The sequence below is a fragment of the Streptomyces luteogriseus genome, assembly GCF_014205055.1.
In the GTDB taxonomy this organism is placed as follows: domain Bacteria; phylum Actinomycetota; class Actinomycetes; order Streptomycetales; family Streptomycetaceae; genus Streptomyces; species Streptomyces luteogriseus.
The window spans coordinates 2,707,814-2,724,567 of sequence record NZ_JACHMS010000001.1; the positions used below are offsets into that span (position 1 = coordinate 2,707,814).

Annotated in this window: 15 protein-coding genes; 8 read left to right on the forward strand and 7 right to left on the reverse strand. The window is 70.9% G+C overall.

The window, feature by feature from the left end; translation table 11 throughout:
* Together BJ965_RS11745 and BJ965_RS11750 are read right to left on the reverse strand one after the other, a co-directional pair.
* A complete protein-coding gene (locus BJ965_RS11745) occupies positions 1-429 on the reverse strand; it encodes a MerR family transcriptional regulator (RefSeq protein WP_184908607.1) in 429 nt (142 codons plus the stop codon).
* Between the two features lie 29 nt (positions 430-458).
* Complete coding sequence (locus BJ965_RS11750) at positions 459-968, reverse strand: Lrp/AsnC family transcriptional regulator (protein ID WP_221513105.1); 510 nt, start codon at positions 966-968, stop codon at positions 459-461.
* Between the two features lie 45 nt (positions 969-1,013).
* Between BJ965_RS11750 and BJ965_RS11755 the strand changes: the two genes are divergently transcribed.
* On the forward strand, positions 1,014-1,928 hold the full coding sequence (locus BJ965_RS11755) for an NAD-dependent epimerase/dehydratase family protein (RefSeq protein ID WP_184908608.1): 915 nt from the start codon (positions 1,014-1,016) through the stop codon (positions 1,926-1,928).
* Between the two features lies 1 nt (position 1,929).
* Positions 1,930-2,850 (forward strand): aldo/keto reductase, encoded by a 921-nt coding sequence (locus BJ965_RS11760; protein WP_184908609.1) that lies wholly within the window; start codon positions 1,930-1,932, stop codon positions 2,848-2,850.
* 335 nt (positions 2,851-3,185) lie between these two features.
* Here the strand turns inward: BJ965_RS11760 and BJ965_RS11765 are convergent, their stop codons facing one another.
* Positions 3,186-4,859 carry a DHA2 family efflux MFS transporter permease subunit gene (locus tag BJ965_RS11765; RefSeq protein ID WP_184908610.1) on the reverse strand — a complete coding sequence of 558 codons (1,674 nt, stop codon included), beginning with the start codon at positions 4,857-4,859 and terminating at the stop codon, positions 3,186-3,188.
* Between the two features lie 109 nt (positions 4,860-4,968).
* Here BJ965_RS11765 and BJ965_RS11770 point away from each other — a divergent pair, with 109 nt between their 5' ends.
* Positions 4,969-5,583 (forward strand): TetR/AcrR family transcriptional regulator, encoded by a 615-nt coding sequence (locus BJ965_RS11770; RefSeq protein WP_184908611.1) that lies wholly within the window; start codon positions 4,969-4,971, stop codon positions 5,581-5,583.
* A gap of 120 nt (positions 5,584-5,703) precedes the next feature.
* Here the strand turns inward: BJ965_RS11770 and BJ965_RS11775 are convergent, their stop codons facing one another.
* Complete coding sequence (locus BJ965_RS11775; protein WP_184908612.1) at positions 5,704-7,098, reverse strand: cation:dicarboxylate symporter family transporter; 1,395 nt, start codon at positions 7,096-7,098, stop codon at positions 5,704-5,706.
* 188 nt (positions 7,099-7,286) lie between these two features.
* Between BJ965_RS11775 and BJ965_RS11780 the strand changes: the two genes are divergently transcribed.
* The 5 genes from BJ965_RS11780 (at position 7,287) to BJ965_RS11800 (ending at position 12,908) form a co-directional block, all read left to right on the forward strand.
* Positions 7,287-8,957 carry a sensor histidine kinase gene (locus BJ965_RS11780; RefSeq protein WP_184908613.1) on the forward strand — a complete coding sequence of 557 codons (1,671 nt, stop codon included), beginning with the start codon at positions 7,287-7,289 and terminating at the stop codon, positions 8,955-8,957.
* The gene (locus BJ965_RS11785) at positions 8,954-9,643 is read left to right on the forward strand and encodes a response regulator (RefSeq protein WP_184908614.1); all 690 of its coding nucleotides are present in this window, start codon (positions 8,954-8,956) and stop codon (positions 9,641-9,643) included. The genes BJ965_RS11780 and BJ965_RS11785 overlap by 4 nt, the downstream gene beginning before the upstream one ends.
* 115 nt (positions 9,644-9,758) lie before the next feature.
* Positions 9,759-11,126: an extracellular solute-binding protein gene (locus BJ965_RS11790; protein WP_184908615.1), complete on the forward strand. Its 1,368-nt coding sequence runs from the start codon at positions 9,759-9,761 to the stop codon at positions 11,124-11,126.
* 16 nt (positions 11,127-11,142) lie between these two features.
* Positions 11,143-12,063 carry a carbohydrate ABC transporter permease gene (locus BJ965_RS11795; protein ID WP_184908616.1) on the forward strand — a complete coding sequence of 307 codons (921 nt, stop codon included), beginning with the start codon at positions 11,143-11,145 and terminating at the stop codon, positions 12,061-12,063.
* Positions 12,064-12,068: 5 nt separating this feature from the next.
* Complete coding sequence (locus BJ965_RS11800; RefSeq protein WP_184908617.1) at positions 12,069-12,908, forward strand: carbohydrate ABC transporter permease; 840 nt, start codon at positions 12,069-12,071, stop codon at positions 12,906-12,908.
* A 371-nt stretch (positions 12,909-13,279) separates the two neighbouring features.
* Here the strand turns inward: BJ965_RS11800 and BJ965_RS11805 are convergent, their stop codons facing one another.
* From BJ965_RS11805 to BJ965_RS11815, 3 genes are all read right to left on the reverse strand, one after another.
* A complete protein-coding gene (locus BJ965_RS11805; RefSeq protein WP_184908618.1) occupies positions 13,280-14,617 on the reverse strand; it encodes an enolase C-terminal domain-like protein in 1,338 nt (445 codons plus the stop codon).
* Positions 14,618-14,694: 77 nt separating this feature from the next.
* Complete coding sequence (locus tag BJ965_RS11810; protein WP_184908619.1) at positions 14,695-16,032, reverse strand: gluconate:H+ symporter; 1,338 nt, start codon at positions 16,030-16,032, stop codon at positions 14,695-14,697.
* 211 nt (positions 16,033-16,243) lie between these two features.
* Entirely contained in the window at positions 16,244-16,702 is a 459-nt protein-coding gene (locus BJ965_RS11815) for a PPOX class F420-dependent oxidoreductase (protein ID WP_184908620.1), read from the reverse strand.
* Positions 16,703-16,754: the final 52 nt, after the last annotated feature.

The window sequence follows — 16,754 nt, forward strand, 5'->3', positions numbered from 1 at the left end:
TCACCATGGGTCCCCTCCCAGCTCGCACGCGGGTTCCGGACCGCCCGGAACCTCCGCCTCGGCGGCCAGCCCGTCGCGCGCCAGCTCGGCCTTCTCCAGTTGCCGCGCGACGGTGTCCCGCACCCCGCTCAGCTGGCCGATCAGCGCGTCGAGCTCGTCCAGCTTGCGCCGGTAGACCGCGAGCGACGCCGGGCAGGAGTCGCCCTGGGGGTGCCCGGCGCGCAGGCACTCCACGAAGGGCCGCGTCTCCTCCAGGTCGAACCCGAAGTCCTGGAGCGTCCTGATCTGCCGCAGCAGCCGCAGGTCGCTCTCGTCGTAGGTCCGGTATCCGTTGCCCGTGCGCCGCGCGGGCAGCAGCCCCCGCGACTCGTAGTACCGCAGCGTCCGCGTCGTGGTCCCGGCCCGTGCGGCCAGCTCGCCGATTCGCATGCGGTCGAACGTAATCCTTGACCCCGGCGTCAAGGCAACAGCGGTGTGCGCTCCACCGGGGAGGTCAGCACGATCGACGTCGTGGTGCGGCCGAGCACGGAGACGTCCTCCAGGACGTTTTCCAGGTGGACGGTGTCGCGGACGGCGACCTTGAGGATCCAGCAGTCCTCCCCGACCACGTGGTGCACCTCGGTGATCTCGGGGCGCTCGATCAGCTCCAGGGTCCTGGGGTGCTTGAGGGTGTAGCCGCCGTGCGGGTTCACGCGGATGAACGCCTGGATGCCGTAGCCGAGCCGGGCCGGCACGACATGGGCGCCGTAGCCGCTGATCACGCCCGCCGCCTCAAGCCGCCGCACCCGCTCGGTGACGGCCGCGGGGCTGAGCCTGACCCGGCGGCCGAGCTCGCTGAGCTTGATCCGGCCGTCGGTCTGGAGCAGCAGGAGGATCTGCCGGTCCACCGCGTCGAAGGCCACCGATGTTTCGTCGGCGGCGGCGCGCAACTGCCGTGGTTCTTTCGGTGCCGAGGTCTGAACTCCCATGGTTCCCCCTTCAGAGCGCGAATGTACGCCGGGAGAATTATGGCCATGGAAAAGGCTCTGAACGTCCTGGTCATCGGCGGGAACCGTTACGTCGGAAAGCGTCTGCTCGCACGGCTGCTCGACGACGGCCACCGCGTCACCGTGCTGAACCGGGGGTCATCCCCGCCGCCCGCCGGGGTGGAGCACCTGCGCGCCGACCGGAACGACGAAGGGGCACTGGCCGGTGCGCTCGGCTCGCGGCTCTTCGACGTCGTCGTCGACCAGGTCTGCTACACCCCGCGCCAGGCGGCGATCGCCCGCCGCGTCTTCTCCGGGCGCACCCGCCGCTATGTGATGACCTCGACGGTCGAGGTGTACGAATACGAGGACTCCCCCGCCCTCGTACGCGAGGAGGCGGTCGACCCGGCCACCGTCACCGTCGACCTCGAACTCCCCTGGGACGAACCCGCGTTCCTGGAGGCCCACTACGGGGAGGGCAAGCGGCAGGCCGAGGCGGTCTTCGCCGCCGGGGGCGCCGCGCTGCCGTACACGGCGGTGCGGGTGGCCCATGTGCTGGGCGGGGACGATGACTTCACCGGCAGGCTGGCCCACTACGCCGAGCGGATACGCACCGGCGAGCCGATCGCCGTGCCGGCGGTGAACCGGCCGGCCACCTATGTGTACGTCGAGGAGATCGCCCGCTTCCTGGCCTGGGCGGCGGGCGAGGACTTCACCGGCCCGGTGAACGCGGCCTCCTCCGGGGCGCTGAGCACCGAGGAGCTGTGCGCGGCGGTCGCCGTTCATGTCCCCGGCGGCCGGGCCGGGTTCCGGCCCGTGGAGGTCGGCGAGGTCTCTCCCTTCTCCTTCCGCCGCTCCTACGGCATGGACAACGGCCGGGCCGCCCGGCTCGGCTTCACCTTCGGCGAGGCCCGCCAGTGGCTGCCGCGTGCCGTCGCCGAGACACTCGGGGAGGGCGGCTGACATGCGCTACAGGACACTCGGCGGGCTGCGGGTGAGTGCGGTCGGGCTCGGCGCGATGCCGCTGTCCATCGAGGGCCGGCCGGACGAGGAGCGCGCCCTGGCCACCGTGCACGCCGCCCTCGACGCGGGCGTGACGCTGCTGGACACGGCCGACTCGTACCATCTGCCGGGCGCGGAGCCCGGGCACAACGAACGCCTGGTGGCCCGCGCGCTGGCCGCCTACGGCGGTGACACCTCCGGCGTCCTGGTGGCGACGAAGGGCGGCCGCGGCCGCCCGGCGGGCGGCGACTGGACGGTGAACGGCTCCCCCCGTCACCTCAAGGCCGCGGCGGAGGCGTCGCGTGAGCGGCTGGGGGTGGAGGCGATCGGCCTCTACCAACTGCACAAGCCCGACCCCGCGGTGCCCTTCGAGGAGTCGGTCGGCGCCCTGCGCGAGTTGCTCGACGCGGGCACGATCCGGCTGGCCGGTGTGTCCAACGCGGACGCGGACCAGATCCGCCGGGCGCGGGGGATCCTCGGCGACCGGCTGGTGTCGGTGCAGAACCGGTACTCCCCCGCCTTCCGGGACAGTGAGCCGGAGCTGCGGCTGTGCGAGGAGCTGGGGCTGGCGTTCCTGCCGTGGAGCCCGCTCGGCGGGCTGTCCCGCAGCTCCCTGGACGGGCCGTCGCGCACGGAGGGGGCGGATCGCTTCGCCGCGTTCCACGCGGTGGCGGCGGAGCGCGGTGTCAGTCCCCAACAGGTCGGCCTGGCCTGGCTGCTGGCCCGCTCCCCGTCGGTCGTCCCGATCCCGGGGGCGACCCGGCCAGGGACGATCAGGGACTCGGCAGCAGCAGCGGACCTGCTGCTCACCCCGGAGGAGACGACCCGGCTGGACGAGGCGACCGGGGGCGGGGCGCACCCGGCACCGGTCACGCACGTGTAGTCGTCCCGAGTGCGGGTGGGGCAGCGACCGCAGGGCGGACGGGAACCCGGCCAACGCGGCGAACGTGTCCGGCCGGAGGAGACAGCCGGCCCGGTGCCCGGCCGTCTTCGGTCACGGTCACCGACGCGCCACCACACCGGTCTCCCGGCGGGGCGAGCCGGAGGCGGTCACGGACTCGGGCACCGTGACGGACTGCGCGGTCGGACCACGTCGGGTCGGGCGCGTATGCGGCGCCTGCCGCTCATTGGCGGTGGCGCCGCTCTCGCGTCAGTCAGGGGCCGCCGTGTGCGCGACGTCCCGCCTGCCGGGGGGCGGCGGGAGGTCGCGGTCACGGTCTAGCGGGCCCCGGCGGACTCCAGTTCCCTGTTCTCGTCCGCGGGCTCGTCCGCCGTCTTCTCCTTGCCGGGCAGGAGCAGCGCCACCACCACCGTGCCGATGCCCAGGATCACGGCCCCGATCATGCTGGTGTGGGCGACCGCGTCGGAGAACGCTGATCCGACCGCGTCGGCCATCTGCCGGGCGCCGCCGCCGAGTTGCCCGGCCTGGGCCCGGAGTCGCTCCGCCTGCTGGGGGTCACCGGTGTGCGCGGCCTGCTCGGCGAGCTGCCGCGCCTTGTCGCCGATGCCCTGGGCGACGGCGTATCCGGCTCCGACGGAGTCCTGGGCGGTGGACAGGGAGGAGGCGGGGAGCTTGCTGCCGGCCGTGGCGTCCGAGAGGTGGCCGGAGTACGACGTCGCCAGCAGCGAGCCCAGGATGGCGATGCCGAGCGAGCCGCCGAGCTCCAGCGACGTGTCGTTCACGGCGCCGCCGACGCCCAGCTCCGACTCCGGGAACGCCCCCATGATCGCGTCGGTGCAGGGCGACAGCGCGAGCCCGATGGAGAGGCCGAGGACGATCAGGGGCGCGACGAAGTCGCCGTACGACGAACCGGCGTCGACCTGGGTGAGGAGCGCCAGGGCCGCCGTGCCGCCGACCATGCCGGCCGTGACGGTCCACTTCATGCCGACCCGGGGTGTGAGGAAGCCGGTGAGGGCCGCCCCCACGAACACGGCGCCCGCCAGCGGCAGCATGCGCAGGCCCGTGTCCAGGGCGTCGTAGCCGAGGACGAACTGGAGGTGCTGCGTGAGGTAGTAGAAGGCGCCGAAGACCGCGAGGAAGAACAGGGCGACGGCGAGGTTGGAGCCGGCGAAGCCGCGGTTCGTGAAGCGGCGGACGTCGAGCAGCGGGCGCGGGTGGCGCAGCTCCCAGACGATGAAGGCGACCAGCCCGGCTCCGGCGACGACCGCCGCCGTGACGGCCTTGACGCCCCAGCCGAAGTGCGGACCCTCGATGATCATGTAGACCAGCGCGGCGATCCACACCACCGACAGCAGTCCGCCGCCGTAGTCGATGCGCCCGCGGTCCGCGGCCTTGGACGGCGGTACGAGGACGAAGGCGCCGAGCATGGCGAGGACCGCGATGGGGACGTTGATGAGGAACGTCGACGACCAGCCGTGGTCCGCGAGCAGCGCGCCGGCGACCAGCGGCCCGGCCGCGATGGCGAGACCGGCGGTGGCGGTCCACAGGGTGATGGCCTTGGCCCGTTCGGCGCGCGGGAAGGTCGAGGCGAGGAGGGACAGCGTGGCGGGCATGATCATCGCGGCACCGGCGCCCATCACGGCCCGAGCGGCGATGACCGTCGTGGCGCTGTCGGCGAGGTAGCCGAAGACGGAGCCGCCCGCGAACACCACCAGCCCGAGGACGAGCGCGCCCCGGCGGCTGTACTTGTCGCCTATCGCGCCGAGCAGCAGCATCAGCGCGGCGTAGGGGACGGTGTAGCCGTCGATCACCCACTGCAGGTCGGCGCTGTTCAGGCCGAGGTCCGCGGTCATGTCGGGCGCGGCGACCGTGAGGGCGGTGTTGGCCATCACGATGATCAGCAGGCTGAGGCAGAGCACGAGGAGCGCCCACCAGCGGCGTGCGTAGGGGCGGTCCATCCTCTCGGCCGGTTCGTTCATGAGGAGTCGCATGGCGGGGGTTGCCTTCCCGGCTTGAGTTGCACACAACTGTGCACTTGCACAACGATGTGCAATCTACGCCGTTGCACAGCGCTGTGCAACTCGATGGGAGAGGGGCACAATGACGTCCATGACCACGGGAACCAGCCGGGCCGACGCCAACCGTCGCCGCATCCTCGACGTCGCCCTCGCCGAGCTGCTGCGCGACCCCGACGCGTCCATGGACCAGATCGCGCGGGCCGCGGGCGTCGTACGGCGCACGGTGTACGGGCACTTCCCGAGCCGCGAGGCGCTGATCAGCACGCTCGTGGACGAGGCCGTGGAGGCGCTGTCGGCGGCGCACGCGGCGGGCCGCGAGGACGTGCGGGACCCGGCGGAGGCCGTGGCTCGCTCGGTGCTGGCGGTGTGGGCGATCGCCGACCGCTACCGGCTGCTGGTCGCACTCGCCCAGCGCACGGTCACCATGCAGGGCATCCGGGAGCGGCTCGCCCCGGTCCGCCAGGAGAGCATCGGGTTGCTGCAGCGCGGGCTGGACGAGGACGTCTTCAGCTCACCGCTGCCGGCTCCGGCCCTGGCGTATGTGCACGAGCAGATGCTGTTCGCGGTGATGGAGGCGGTGAACGACGGCCTGCTGGCAGCGCGAGAGGCGGGCCGCTGCGCCGCGGTCACCGTACTGACCGCGGCGGGCGTGCCCGCCTCTAAGGCCACCGATCTGGTGGCGAAGCTGAACGATTGATCTGTCCGTGCGCTGCTGATGCGTATGTGCGCTGCCGATCTGTCGGTGCGCTGTGGACCGGGCGGCTGAGCGACGGGGGGACACCCAGCCGCCCGGAGTCTCACGGGGGCGGCGCGGCCGTCAGGCCTTCGCCAGCTCCTTCTCGCCGCCCTGATCGGGCACCTCGACGTGGTCCCCGGACGGGCCGTCGTGGCCGTCGTCCAGCAGCGTCTTCTCGTCGAAGGGCAGCTGACCGGCGAGAACCTGGTTCACACGGTCCTTGTCGATCTCCTTGGTCCAGGTGCCGATCAGCACCGTGGCGACGGCGTTGCCCGCGAAGTTGGTCAGGGCGCGGGCCTCGCTCATGAAGCGGTCGATGCCGACGATGAGGCCGATGCCGTCCACCAGGGCCGGCTTGTGCGACTGGAGGCCACCGGCCAGGGTCGCGAGGCCGGCGCCGGTGACACCGGCGGCACCCTTGGAGGCCACCAGCAGGAAGAGCAACAGCGGGATCTGCTCACCGATCGACATCGGCGTGCCCATGGCGTCGGCGATGAACAGCGAGGCCATGGTCATGTAGATCATGGTGCCGTCGAGGTTGAAGGAGTAGCCGGTCGGGACGGTGATGCCGACCACCGGCTTGCTGACGCCCAGGTGCTCCATCTTCGCGATGAGCCGCGGCAGCGCGGACTCGGAGGAGGAGGTGGACAGGATCAGCAGGAACTCCCGGCCCAGGTACTTGAACAGCGAGAAGACGTTCAGGCCGGAGACGGCGCGCAGCAGGGCGCCGAGCACGATGAAGACGAACAGGAAACAGGTCACGTAGAAGCCGAGCATCAGCACGGCGAGGCTCTTGAGCGCTTCCACGCCCGCGGAGCCGGTGACGGCGGCGATGGCACCGAAGGCGCCGATCGGGGCGGCCCACATGACCATCGCGAGGATGCGGAAGACGAGCCGCTGGATGTGCTCGATGCCGCGCAGGATCGGCTGGCCTGCCGAGCCCATGCCCTGCAGCGCGAAGCCGGCGAGCAGGGCGATCAGCAGGGTCTGCAGGACCGACTCGCTGGTGAAGGCGGACACCATCGTGGTCGGGATGATGCCCAGCAGGAAGTCGGCGGTGTTCGCGGTGGCCTCGGGGTCGACCTGTGCGTGACCGGCGTCCTTGACCGCGTCGGTCATCGCAAGGCTCGAGCCCGGGTCCAGGATGTTGCCGACGACCAGGCCGATGCCCAGCGCGACCAGCGACATCACCATGAAGTAGCCGAGGGCGATACCGCCGACGGCACCGACCTTGGCGGCCTTCCGTACCGAGCCGATGCCCAGCACGATCGTGCAGAAGATGATCGGCGAGATCATCATCTTGATCAGGGCCACGAACCCCGTGCCGATCGGCTTCAGCTCTTGCGCGAATTCCGGTGCGGCCAGGCCCACCGCGATACCGGCGGCGACCGCGATGATCACCGCGATGTAGAGATAGTGCGTGCGGTCCCGCTTGGGCTTGCGTGCGGTAGGTGCCGTATCGGCTGCGCTGGTCACGGCGGCCCTCCTTGACGACGTCGTCGGCATCACCGGCGTGCGGCTCACGTCCGGGGAGACTCCGGGAATCTCGGAGCGGGGCTCCCGGAGATGCGTTATGGGGAATGCCGTGACTATGTCCTGCTCTGTGAGCGCGGTCACCCTTCCGTTCATTTAGTTCACAATCAGCCACGGTGCAGACTGACGGCATGCGCCTCACCGTCCCCGGTCCCCGCAGTCTGGCGGGCCAGCTCTTCGCCATGCAGGCCGTCCTGATAGCGGTCGTCGTGGCCGGATACGCGCTGTTCACCTACGTCAGCGACCGCAGCCAGGCCGAGGAGGCCGCGACGCGCCAGGCCAGGGCGGTGGCCCGCTCGGTGGCCGATTCCCCGTCCGTGCTGACCGCGACCCGCACCGGCGACCCGACCGCCGAGCTCCAGCCGTACGCGCTGAAGGTGATGCGGGACACCGAGGTCGACTTCATCACGATCATGGATCCCCGGGGCATCCGCTGGACACACCCCGACCCCCGGCAGATCGGCCAGCCCTTTCAGGGGCACACCGAGCGGGCCCTGAAGGGCGAGACCTTCACCGAGACCTACACCGGCACGCTCGGCCCGTCGGTCCGCGCCGTCACCCCGATCCAGGACGGCAGCACGGTGGTCGGCATGGTCAGCGCGGGGATCCGGGTCGAGCAGATCACCCAGCGGGCCCAGGACCAGCTGACGGCCCTGCTCGGCGTCGCGGCCGGCGCGCTGATGCTGGGCGCGGTCGGCACGTACGTCATCAACGCCCGGCTGCGCCGCCACACCCACGGTATGAACGCGACCGAGCTCAGCCGGATGCACGACTACCATCAGGCCGCCCTGCACGCCGTACGCGAGGGGCTGCTGATGCTGGACGGGCAGTACCGTGTGGCGCTGATCAACGACGGAGGTCGGGAGTTGCTCGGCGTGGCCGGGGACGTGGTGGGCAGGTCGGTGGCGGAGCTGGGGCTGCCGGCCCCGCTGACGGGCGCCCTGCTCGCCTCGGAGCCCCGGGTCGACGAGGTGCATCTGACGGCGTCCAGGGTCCTGGTGATCAACACCTCGCCGGTGTCGGGCGGTGAGCGGCGCGGTACGGTCGTCACCCTGCGCGATGTCACCGAACTCCAGTCCTTGATGGGCGAGTTGGATTCCGAGCGGGGTTTCACACAGGCGCTGCGCTCACAGGCGCACGAGGCGGCGAACCGGCTGCACACGGTCGTCTCGCTGATCGAGCTGGGCCGGGCGGAGGAGGCGGTGGAGTTCGCGACGGCCGAACTGGAGCTGGCGCAGGCACTGACCGACCAGGTCGTGGCGGCGGTGAGCGAGCCGGTGCTGGCGGCACTGCTGCTGGGCAAGACGGCCCAGGCGAACGAGCGGGGCGTGGAGCTGATGGTGTCGGAGGACAGCAGCCTGGACGACGGCCTGCTGCCCGAGACCCTCCCGGCGCGGGACCTGGTGACCATCCTCGGCAACCTGATCGACAACGCCGTCGACGCGGCGCAGGGCAGCGCCCGGGCCCGGGTGACGGTGGCGGCGTACACCAGGAACTCCGGTGACGCCCCGGAGCTGGTGCTGCGGGTCTCCGACACGGGCCCGGGCGTCGACCCGGAGCACACCGAGGCGGTCTTCCAGCGGGGCTTCTCGACGAAGCCGGCGGGTCCGGGCGGCCGGGGTCTCGGGCTGGCGCTGGTCCGGCAGGCGACCCAGCGGCACGAGGGCTCCCTGACGGTGGCCGAGGCCGACGGGGGCGGGGCGGAGTTCGAGGTACGGCTGCCGCTGCGGGAGTCCGGGGCGGCGGACGCGGGCGTGACATCCGGGGCCCCGGTGGCCAGAGGCGCTGGAGGCGACGCATGACGAGCAGCGAGCAGGCCATCCGCGTCCTGGTGGTGGAGGACGACCCGGTCGCCGCCGACGCGCACGTGCTGTACGTGGGGCGGGTGCCGGGGTTCGTGGCGGTGGGCAAGGCGCACTCGGGTACGGAGGCCCGCCGGGTCCTGGAGCGCACCCCGGTGGACCTCCTCCTGCTCGACCTGCACCTGCCGGACGTGCACGGACTGCAACTGGCCCGGTCCCTCAGGACGGCCGGCCATCACGCGGACGTGATAGCGGTGACGTCGGCGCGCGACCTGGCCGTCGTCCGCGAGGGTGTTTCGCTCGGGGTCGTGCAGTACGTCCTGAAGCCGTTCACCTTCGCGACCCTGCGCGACCGCCTCGTGCGCTACGCCGAGTTCCACGCGGCGGTCGGCGAGGCGAGCGGCCAGGACGAGGTGGACCGGGCGCTCGCGGCCCTGCGCGCACCGGGCCCGGCCGCGCTGCCCAAGGGGCTCAGCGCACCGACGCTGGAGCGGGTGACGGGCGCCCTGCGCGACAGCGCGGAGGGCCTCACGGCCGCCGGCGTCGCGGAGTCCGTGGGCATCTCCCGCATCACGGCCCGCCGTTACCTGGAGCATCTGGTCGACGCGGGCCGCGCGGCGCGCCGCCCGCAGTACGGCACGGTGGGGCGGCCGGAGTTGCAGTACCGCTGGGTGACGGGCCAGTGACGGCCCATCAGCCGCCGATCCCCGCACACGCATTGACCTGACTAGACCACTCAACTTAGGTTCACGACGCAGCCGTCCCGGCCACAACGAAGTGCGCCCGCAGGAGGTCGTTGCCGTGCGCCCCACCGCCGCTCTCACCCCCCTCGTCGCCCTGGCCCTCGCCGCAACCACGCTCACCGCCTGCGGAGGCGGATCCGGCAGCGACCCGGACACCGTGAAGGTCTCCTTCAAACAGTCCACGGACAACTCCGTGAAGGTGATGGACACCTATCTCGCGGACATCAGGAAGCAGTTCGAGAAGGCCCACCCCGGCAAGAAGGTCGAGCTCGTCCCGATCAAGGCCCCGGACTCGGAGTACTACACCAAGCTCCAGCAGATGCTCCGCTCCCCCAAGACCGCACCGGACCTCGTCTACGAGGACACGTTCCTCATCAACTCGGACATCACCAGCGGCTATCTGAAGCCCCTCGACCCGTACCTCGCCAAGTGGCCGGACTGGAACCGGTTCATCGACACGGCGAAGGCGGCGGCCAAGGGCGAGGACGGCAAGACGTACGGCGTCCCCGACGGCACCGACACCCGCGGCCTGTGGTTCAACAAGGACGTCTTCGAGAAGGCCGGCCTCCCCGCCGACTGGCAGCCCAGGACCTGGAACGACGTCCTCACCGCCGCCCGCACCATCAAGAAGAAGGTCCCCGACGTCATCCCGCTCAACGCCTACACCGGCAAACCGGTCGGCGAGGCGGCCGCCATGCAGACCTTCGAGATGCTCCTCTACGGCACGGTCGACGGCGGCACGGACCCCCTCTACGACAAGAACTCCAAGAAGTGGATCGCCGGCGGCAAAGCCTTCGAGGATGCCCTCTCCTTCGTCGAGACGGTCTACAGGGAGAAGCTCGGCCCGGACGTCTCGGACGCCCTCGACCCGAACGTCATGACCCGGGTCCGCGGCGAGTGGCTGCCGCAGGGCAAGCTGGCCATCGCCCTCGACGGTTCCTGGCTCCCCCAGGACTGGCTGCCCGGCAGCGGCCACGAGTGGCCCGAGTGGTCGAGGACACTGGGCCTTGCGGCCATGCCCACGCAGCACGGGCAGGCGCCCGGCAAGGTGAGCATGTCCGGCGGCTGGACCTGGTCGATCCCGGCCAAGGCGGGCAACCCGGACCTGGCCTTCGAGTTCGTCAAGACGATGCAGACCAAGGCGAACGCGCAGAAGTGGTACGTCGCCAACTCGGGCATCGCGGTCCGCGAGGACGTCGCCGAGGACCCCGCCTACGTCGACGCCCAGCCCGGCATCAAGTTCTTCACGGACCTGGTCTCGACGACGCACTACCGCCCCGCCTACCCGGCCTACCCCAAGGTCTCCACGGCCATCCAGGAGGCGATGGAGGGCGTGACCACGGGCGACACCTCGGTGGCGGAGGCGACGAGCTCGTACACGGACGCGCTGAAGGACGCGACGGACAACCAGGTGGTCGAGCGGTGAGCGAGGACCTCCGGTCATGACCGCCACGGCACCCCACCCCCGCCTCACCAAGACCCCCGAGGACGGGCACCCGGCACACGGCCCCCGTCGGCCGCTGCGGATCCTGCCCCTCACCCCCGCGGTCGTCCTCCTGCTCCTCTTCCTCGCGGGCCCCATCGCCTACTGCGTCTACATCGCCTTCACGGACCTCCAGCTCACCGGCCAGGCCGAGGAGTCGTTCGTCGGCCTCGACAACTTCACGCGCGCCTTCGGCGACGAGGCGTTCCTGAACGCCGTATGGCTGACGCTGGTGTTCACGGTGGTGTCGTCCCTCATCGGCCAGAACACCCTCGGCCTCGCCCTGGCGGTACTGATGCGGCGCGCGTCGAAACCGGTCCGCACCCTCACCGGCGGCATCGTGGTCACGGCGTGGGTCCTGCCGGAGGTCGTCGCCGGCTTCCTCCTCTACGCCTTCTTCCGCCGCGAGGGCACCCTCAACGCCATCCTGGACTGGCTCCATCTGCCCTCCCAGAACTGGCTGTTCACCCTCCCGATCCTGGCGGTGTCCTTCGCGAACGTCTGGCGCGGCACGGCCTTCTCGATGCTGGTCTACTCGGCCGCGCTGAACGAGATCCCCAGGGAGATCACCGAGGCGGCGGAGGTCGACGGGGCCGGGGGGAGGCGCCGCATGTGGCACATCACGCTCCCCATGATCCGCCGCTCCATCGGCACGAACCTGATGCTCAACACCCTCCAGACCCTGTCCGTCTTCGGCCTGATCTGGGTGATGACGAGAGGCGGCCCCGGCGGCAGGTCCCAGACCCTGCCCCTCTTCATGTACGAACAGGCCTTCCAGAACAGCCTGATCGGCTACGGCACGGCGGTCGCCCTGCTCCTGCTCCTGGTCGGCTCGCTCTTCTCCCTCATCTACCTGCGCCTGCTGCGGACGGAGGTCTGACACGCATGGCCCTCACGTCGGTTTCCCGCCGCACGACTCGCCGCCTGGCCGCGGACGCGGGCCTCCTGGTGGTCGCGGGAGCGTTCGTCCTCCCCCTCGCCTGGGTGGTCCTGTCGGCCCTGGACCCCCACGCGAACCTGCGGGTGAAGGCCCCCGACGGCCTCACGTTCGACAACTTCGACGCGATCCTCACCCCCGAGATCACCTTCACGCCGCTTCTCAACAGCCTGATCCTGTGCGGCGGCGCGACCCTGCTGACGGTGGTCTGCGCGGCCCTGGCCGCCTACCCCCTCTCCCGCTTCCGTTCCCGCTTCAACCGCCCCTTCCTCCTCACCATCCTCTTCGCCACGAGCCTGCCCATCACCGCGATCATGGTTCCGGTCTACGCGCTCTTCGTGCAGGTGGACCTGATCGACACCATGCAGGGCACGATCCTCTTCTTCGCGGCGTCCCAACTCCCCTTCGCCATCTGGCTGATGAAGAACTTCATGGACGGCGTACCGAAGGAACTGGAGGAGGCCGCCTGGACCGACGGAGCCTCGGCGTTCCAGTCCCTGCTCCGCATCGTCCTGCCCCTCATGGGCCCGGGCGTGTCCGTCGTGACGGTCTTCTCCTTCGTCATGATGTGGGGCAACTTCTTCGTCCCCTTCATGCTCCTGCTCACCCCCGACCAGATGCCGGCATCGGTCAGCATCAACGACTTCTTCGGCAACCGCGGCATGGTGGCGTACGGCCAGCTGGCAGCGTTCTCCATCGTCTACTCGACCCCGGTGATCCTCCTGTACGTCCTGATAGCCCGACGCCTCGGAGGCGGCTTCGCGCTGGGCGGCGCGGTCAAGGGCTGAACCCCACGGTTGCCGAGGCCGGGTGGGTCCGCAGCCCGGCGGAGCGGGGTGCTCGGCGTCGGTGCTGAGGCCGCGTAGGTCCGCAACCCGGCGCAGCGGGGTGCCGCTGCGCCCACCCGTGCCGCCCCTGGCGGCACGCATGCCCGCAGCTGGGCGCGCCACGGCGCTTCCGCACCCGCGGACGGCGAGAAGGGGTCGTGCCGGGGGGTGTCCGCCCGCAGCGGTTGGCGCGTCAACGGACAGTCAGTCGGTGTCAGGGTTCATCGCCCCGTTCCGAGGACGGGCCCCCTGCGCGGCCCCGACCCACCCCCACCGCGAAGGCGAAACGAGCGCGCACCCCCACCACCGCACCCCACGGCCCGCCGCAGGCGTCACCGCACCAGACACGGCCGCTTCGCATCGAACGACCACCCCGGCACGAGATACCGCATCCCCACCGCATCGTCCCGCGCCCCCAACGCCTTCTCCCGGTACAGCTCGTGCGCCGCCAGCAACCGCTCCATGTCCACCCGCACCCCCAGCCCCGGCGCATCCGGAACCGCGACCTCGCCCCCCACGATCCGCGGCGGCTCGACCGTCAGCCGCTCCAGCCCCTCCTGCCAGATCCAGTGCGTGTCCAGCGCGTTGTACTCCCCCGGCGCCGCCGCCCCGCAGTGCGTCACCATCGCCAGCGAGATGTCGAAGTGGTTGTTGGAGTGACACCCCCACGTCAGCCCCATCGCGTCACACAACTGCGCCACCCGCACCGACCCCTGCATGGTCCAGAAGTGCGGATCGGCCAGCGGAATGGACACCGACTGCAGAGCCAGCGCATGGGCCAGCTGACGCCAGTCCGTGGCGATCATGTTCGTCGCGGTCGGCAACCCCGTCGCCCGCCGGAACTCCGCGAGCACCTCCCGCCCCGAGTACCCGCCCTCCGCCCCGCACGGATCCTCGGCATACGCGAGCGTCCCCACCAGCGGCCGGCACAGCTCGACCGCCTCCCGCAGCGACCACGCCCCGTTCGGATCGAGCGTGACCCGCGCCTCGGGAAAGCGCCGCTTCAGCGCCCGGACCGCCGCGACCTCCTCGGCCCCCTCCAGCACACCCCCCTTGAGCTTGAAGTCCCGGAACCCGTACAGCGCGTACGCCGCCTCGGCCTGCCGCACGATCGCCTCGGCCGACAGGGCCTCCTCATGCCGCACCCGGTACCACTCCACGGGAGAGCCGGGCTCCCGCACGTACTCCAGATCCGTGCGGTCGGGGTCACCCACGTAGAAGAGATAGCCCAGCACCCGCACGGAGTCCCGCTGCTGCCCGTCCCCCAGCAGCGCCGCCACCGGCACGTCGAGGTGCTGCCCCAGCAGGTCCAGCAGCGCCGACTCGACCGCGGTGACGGTGTGCACCGTGGTCCGCAGGTCGAACGTCTGCGCACCCCGCCCGCCCGCGTCCCGGTCGGCGAACCGCTCCCCGATCTCGCGCAGCACCCGCTTGTGGTCGCCGACCTTCGCCCCGACGACCAGGGACTCCGCGTCCCGCAGCGTCCGCGTGATCTTCTCCCCGCCGGGCACCTCCCCCAGCCCGGTCCGCCCCTCGGAGTCGGTGAGCACGACGACGTTGCGGGTGAAGTACGGCCCGTGCGCGCCGGAGAGATTCAGCTCCATGCTGTCCCGCCCGGCGACCGGATAGACGGCGAACGCCGTGACGGTCGGCTGCTGTCCGATGCCCATCAAACTGCCCCTTCTCATCAACTGCTCTTCTCAGCGACTGCCTGTTCTCATCGACCGCCTGCTCCCGAACACCCGGTTCACAGACTCAAGCCGTCGAGAACCCACTCGGCCACCAGCACCCCGCCCAGCCCGAGCACGGCCAGCACCGTCGTGTAGGACGTCCGCACCTTGATCGCCTCGACGACCGACAGGTTGAAGTACTCCTTGAACAGCCAGAACCCGGGGTCGTTCACATGCGAGAACGCGATGGAGCCGCAGGCGACGGCCAGCACCATCACCTCCGGGTGGACCCCGCTCCCGGCGAGCAGCGGCAGCGCGACACCGGAGGCGGTGACCACCGCCACCGTCGCCGAGCCGAGCGCGATACGCAGGATGACCGCGACGAGCCAGGCGAGGACGATCGGCGAGATGGACCAGCCGTCCGTGGCGTCCTTGATGTAGTCGGAGATCCCGCCTTCGACCAGCACGTTCTTGAACGCCCCGCCCGCGCCGATGACCAGCAGGATCATCGCCATCGCCTGGGCCGCCGACGTGCAGGACGCCCCGACGTCGCTCAGGCTGCGCCCGATCCGCGGCCCGAACGCCCACACGGCCAGGCACAGCGTCAGGAGCAGCGCGATCGGCGCCGACCCGATGAACGCGACGGCGTGCAGCAGGGGGCTCTCGCCCGACGTGGCCATGTCCGTCACCGCGGCGGCCACGATCAGCACGACGGGGAAGAGCGCCACGAACAGGGACCAGCCGAGACCGGGCATCTCCTCGTCGGTGAACTCGCGTTCGCTGACCAGGCCCTTGGGGATGGACGGCGTCAGCCGCGCGACGAACGGAAGCCGGGGCCAGGTCAGGGCGATGAGCGCGCCGACGGGCACGGCGATGAACAGGCCGTAGAACAGGGTCAGTCCGACGGAGGCGTGGAAGGTCGCGGCGACGGCGGTGGGGCCCGGGTGCGGCGGGAGGAAGCTGTGCATGGTGGACAGCGCGATGGACATCGGCAGGCCCACCCACAGCAGCTTCGCCCCGGTGACCCTGACCAGCGTGAACGCGATGGGCACGATGATGATGAACGCGACCTCGTAGAACATGGTCACGCCGATCAGCATGGACGTGACCACCATGGCGACCTGGACCCAGCGCGGCCCGAAGGCGTCGAGGAGCTTGCCGGCTATGCGCTGGGCGGCGCCCGAGTCCCCCATCACCCGGCCCACCATCGCGCCGAGCCCGATGGTCAGCATGGTGTCGCCGATCTGGTCCCCGATGCCCTCGGAGAGGACGTCCGGGATGGTCGCCACGGGAATGCCCTGGACGAGCGCGACGCCCACCGCCACGAGCAGCAGGGCCGCGAAGCCGTTCAGTCTCAACCTGGTCATGAGGACGAGCAGGATCAGAACGCTGATCCCGACGATGAGCAGAGGCAAGGCAGTTCCCCTTTGAACCGATGACCCATCTCTGAAACCGCCATCTCTGTATGGAGATGGCGTCCACGTATGAGGATGGAGGCTAGGTGGGTGAACGGATCAGGGTCAATGGGTCGGGCGATCACACCTCGCCGGACCACCACACGCAGAAGCGCCCGGCGAGACCTGCTCACCGGGCGCTCCGTTCCGCCGGCCACATGTTCCCGAGGGGTCAGTCGGCCGTCCCCTCCGGCAGGACCCCGGCCCGGAACGGCTCGACCCCCTCCAGCCTCCGCACCCGCGTCGGCTCGATCAGCAGCATCACCCGGCGCTCGCCGGGCAGCAGCCACGGGTACCGGTCCTCGCCGAGGTACTTCCGCGCCAGCCGGTCCATCGCCCGCTCCGCGGCCTCCCCCTCCACGAACCGCATGACCTTCCCGCGGATCTCGGCGCGGTCGTACGGGTTGTCGGGGTCGTGGTGCGACAGCGAAACGTACGGATTGCGCCGCAGGTTCTCCTCCTTCACCCGCCCCATCGAGGTGTTGACCATGACGTACTCCCCTTCGATGTCCGCCCACATGGGCGACACCTGGGGCGCCCCGTCCGCCCCCACCGTGGCGAGATGCCAGAAGTTCGGCGCGAGAAGTCGCTCGCGAATATGCCCGTTGAGCTTGCCGTTCACGTGATTCACTGCCTTTCCGGGCCCATGATCACCGGGCCCGGCGCCATCCTCGCCGCACCCG

Excerpts from the sequence above, each read along its gene's own strand:
- BJ965_RS11745 (WP_184908607.1), bottom strand. The coding sequence starts at position 429 with ATGCGAATCGGCGAGCTGGCCGCACGGGCCGGGACCACGACGCGGACG.
- BJ965_RS11750 (WP_221513105.1), bottom strand. The coding sequence starts at position 968 with ATGGGAGTTCAGACCTCGGCACCGAAAGAACCACGGCAGTTGCGCGCC.
- BJ965_RS11755 (WP_184908608.1), top strand. The coding sequence starts at position 1,014 with ATGGAAAAGGCTCTGAACGTCCTGGTCATCGGCGGGAACCGTTACGTC.
- BJ965_RS11760 (WP_184908609.1), top strand. The coding sequence starts at position 1,930 with ATGCGCTACAGGACACTCGGCGGGCTGCGGGTGAGTGCGGTCGGGCTC.
- BJ965_RS11765 (WP_184908610.1), bottom strand. The coding sequence starts at position 4,859 with ATGCGACTCCTCATGAACGAACCGGCCGAGAGGATGGACCGCCCCTAC.
- BJ965_RS11770 (WP_184908611.1), top strand. The coding sequence starts at position 4,969 with ATGACGTCCATGACCACGGGAACCAGCCGGGCCGACGCCAACCGTCGC.
- BJ965_RS11780 (WP_184908613.1), top strand. The coding sequence starts at position 7,287 with ATGCGCCTCACCGTCCCCGGTCCCCGCAGTCTGGCGGGCCAGCTCTTC.
- BJ965_RS11785 (WP_184908614.1), top strand. The coding sequence starts at position 8,954 with ATGACGAGCAGCGAGCAGGCCATCCGCGTCCTGGTGGTGGAGGACGAC.
- BJ965_RS11795 (WP_184908616.1), top strand. The coding sequence starts at position 11,143 with ATGACCGCCACGGCACCCCACCCCCGCCTCACCAAGACCCCCGAGGAC.
- BJ965_RS11800 (WP_184908617.1), top strand. The coding sequence starts at position 12,069 with ATGGCCCTCACGTCGGTTTCCCGCCGCACGACTCGCCGCCTGGCCGCG.
- BJ965_RS11805 (WP_184908618.1), bottom strand. The coding sequence starts at position 14,617 with ATGGGCATCGGACAGCAGCCGACCGTCACGGCGTTCGCCGTCTATCCG.